Source organism: Humidesulfovibrio sp. (assembly GCF_035560995.1).
Classification (GTDB): Bacteria; Desulfobacterota; Desulfovibrionia; order Desulfovibrionales; family Desulfovibrionaceae; genus Humidesulfovibrio.
Map to the genome: position 1 here is coordinate 1 of NZ_DATMYK010000011.1, position 2,516 is coordinate 2,516.

The 2,516-nt window shown below is 65.3% G+C and carries 3 protein-coding genes; 1 reads left to right on the forward strand and 2 read right to left on the reverse strand.

The genetic code is table 11. The features are described 5' to 3' along the window. A partial coding sequence (locus VN419_RS00340) for a lactate utilization protein (RefSeq protein WP_325643245.1) occupies nt 1-513 on the reverse strand: 513 nt, incomplete at its 3' end. Between the two features lie 280 nt (nt 514-793). Here VN419_RS00340 and VN419_RS00345 point away from each other — a divergent pair. Continuing rightward, nucleotides 794-985 carry a hypothetical protein gene (locus VN419_RS00345; RefSeq protein ID WP_325643247.1) on the forward strand — a complete coding sequence of 64 codons (192 nt, stop codon included), beginning with the start codon at nt 794-796 and terminating at the stop codon, nt 983-985. A gap of 101 nt (nt 986-1,086) precedes the next feature. Here the strand turns inward: VN419_RS00345 and VN419_RS00350 are convergent, their stop codons facing one another. Next, nucleotides 1,087-2,331, reverse strand: coding sequence for an ammonium transporter (locus VN419_RS00350; protein WP_325643249.1), 1,245 nt, complete (start codon nt 2,329-2,331; stop codon nt 1,087-1,089). Nucleotides 2,332-2,516: the final 185 nt, after the last annotated feature.

Genomic DNA, 2,516 nt, shown 5'->3' on the forward strand with positions numbered 1-2,516 from the left:
GCCCAGCGGTCCGGCCAGCCGTGCGTTGTTGGCCGGGGCGGCGACGGTGCGGATGCGCGAATAGGCGGCCTCAAGGTCGCCCACCACCTTGTTCATGCCCACCAAAAGCACCACCTTGCGTGGGCCGAAGAGCATGGGCGCCACGCGGCTGCACCCGCCGTCCAGGTTCACCAGCCGCCCGTCCAGGGTCAGGGCGTTGGTGCTGGTCAGCAGCACGTCGGCCATGAAGCCCTTGCGGCGGATGTCGAAGGCCTGTTCCGGCGTCAGGCCCGGCACGTAGGGGTTCAACACGCTGACGCCTGGCTTGGCCGCGATGGCCTCCCACAGGCCGAGGCCGACCACGGACTCCGACCCGCAGCGCAGCACCGAGGCGGCATCCGGGATGAGGCCAAGAACCTCCGCCTTGGCGTCCTGGGCGGTTTTGCAATAGCTGGCCGCAATGCGGCGCTGGCCGAGCTGTTTGATGAGGTGTGCGGAGAGTTTCTCGCGCTGTGAAAGAACGGGCGCATCCATGGCGGACCTCCTGGACATGGCTGTGGTGGTGAAATCTATTGGGGAGTATGCCCCGGCCCAGCGCCGCCAGTCAATCACAGCAGTGTGAGTATAAAATCGAATACACTGATTGACCTGCTACTGGCCGCGATTTACTACGTATCATACTTGCTACGCATATATCTCCGCACACGGTGATTCCTGTCCGGAACGAGACTGCAGGATGTTTGCCATGCTATATAGATATTGACACTTCGCGTGTTTTCGCTATGGTCAGGTAAACACAGAGCAGGAGCCCCCGATGCCCAAGCAACCCTCAGGCGAACTGGCGGTTACCGGCGATGATTGCCCGGCCACTGGCATATGGGCCGTGGCCGACCACCCCGAAAGCGTCGCGACCATGGTCAAGGGCAACATCATGCCGCCCTATGAAGGCAAAAGCGTCACTTGGCGCTACCTTGACAGCGCCGCAGGGAAAACCCGCGCAGACTGAGCCGAACTGCCCGGCGCTCGAACGTTGGCGCCGGTCGGCGCCCGCAACAAAGCCCCCGCCGCGCCTCTGCGCAACGGGGGCTTTGTCGTAAGCTTCACTCGCTAGCGCGAGCCGATGTCCAGGCTGTCGCTGTAGCCGGACTCGGTATGCTCGGCCTGGTCCATGCCGAGGGATTCCGCCTCCGGGCTCATGCGCAGCCCCATGGTCTTGTCCACCAGCTTCAAAAGCGCCCAGCTGAGCACCAGGGCGTACACCAGCACCACGCCCACGCCCAGGGCCTGGATGCCGAACTGCGCCGGATTGCCGTAGAACAAGCCGTCCACGCCCGCCGCGTTCACGCCCTTGGTGGCGAGCAAGCCCGCCATGAGCGTGCCGATGAGCCCGCCCAGGCCATGAATGCCCACCACGTCCAGGCTGTCATCGTAGCCCAGGCGCGCCTTGGCCAGCACGCCCAGGTAGCAGGCTCCGCCCGCGATGAGGCCGATAACCATGGCCGAGGGCGCGGTGACGAAGCCGGCGGCCGGGGTGATGGTGGCCAGGCCGGCCACCGCGCCGGAGGCCGCGCCCAAAGTGGTGGGCTTGCCCCGGTGCCACCATTCCACGATGGTCCACATGGCCATGCCCGCCATGCCGCCCAGGTGCGTGGCCACGAAAGCGCTGGCGGCCACGCCGTCGGCGGCCAGGGCGCTGCCGCCGTTGAAGCCGAACCAGCCGAACCAGAGCAGGCCGGTGCCCATGAGGGTCATGGGCAGGTTGTGCGGAAAGAACTGCCTGCGGCCGTAGTCCTTGCGCGGGCCGATGACGAACACCGCGGCCAGGGCCGCCGCGCCGCAGGTCAGGTGCACCACGATGCCGCCAGCGAAGTCCACCACGCCCATGAGCTTGAGCCAGCCGCCCGCGCCCCACACCCAGTGGCACACGGGGTTGTACACCAGCACGGCCCACAGCAGGCTGAACACCAGGAAGGGCGCGAAGCGCACGCGCTCCGCAAAGGCCCCGGTGATGAGCGCGGGCGTGATGACCGCGAACATGCACTGGTAGATCATGAACAGGCTGTGCGGAATGGTGGCCGCATAGTCCGGGTTGGGTGCCGCGCCCACGCCGGAAAGCCAGGCCCAGGCCAGGTTGCCGGTGAGACCCGAGACGTCCGGTCCGAAGCTCATGGAATAGCCCAGGATGACCCACTCGAAGGTGATGAGCGCGATGAGGAAAAAGCTTTGCATGAAGGTGCCCAGCACGTTCTTGCCGCGCACCATGCCGCCGTAGAACAGGGCCAGGCCCGGCGTCATGAGCAGCACAAGCGCCGCGCTGACGAGGATGAATGCGGTGTCTCCCGCCTGGATCATGTGGCTCTCCCGTTGCGTGGGGCGCGGATGGACGGCTCCCGGCGCTGGTCCGCCGGCCGGGAGTTGGATGAGGGATGCCGCCTGCCCCGTACGGCGGCGCGATTGTGATAGACAGATTTTCCCGGCATGTGAAGACAAAAATGCAGGTCATATTAACAAAAATGTAGCAATATGGTATTTTTCTT